Origin of the sequence: Kiloniella laminariae (assembly GCF_027214005.1) — a bacterium.
GTDB lineage: Bacteria > Pseudomonadota > Alphaproteobacteria > Kiloniellales > Kiloniellaceae > Kiloniella > Kiloniella laminariae_A.
Genome location: NZ_JAPWGY010000043.1, coordinates 1 through 259, shown reverse-complemented (window position 1 = coordinate 259; position 259 = coordinate 1). Strand labels below are relative to the sequence as shown.

The 259-nt window shown below is 37.5% G+C and carries 1 protein-coding gene; it reads right to left on the bottom strand.

Annotated features, from left to right (window positions below; genetic code table 11):
* A partial coding sequence (locus O4H49_RS20545) for a hypothetical protein (protein WP_269425302.1) occupies positions 1-198 on the bottom strand: 198 nt, incomplete at its 3' end.
* Positions 199-259: the final 61 nt, after the last annotated feature.

Below are 259 nucleotides of genomic sequence, written 5' to 3'. Positions count from 1 at the left end.
CTTCTTTGCTTTCTCTTCCGCTATTTGCTGAGCAACACGCTGATTTTCTAAATATTCTTTCGTCCTATTAAGTTGTACCCCTGCATCACTAGCAGCTGATGGTTGCATAGCAGGTTCAGCAAAAGCCACTGTATATGACGAAAAAGCACTTAGCAAAACAGCAAGTGTCAATATTTTGGACCGCCCCTTTAAAATCATAGTCCCCTTCTCCCCTTTATTGTTTATTTTATTGTTTATTTTATTCTAAATAGCATGTAAT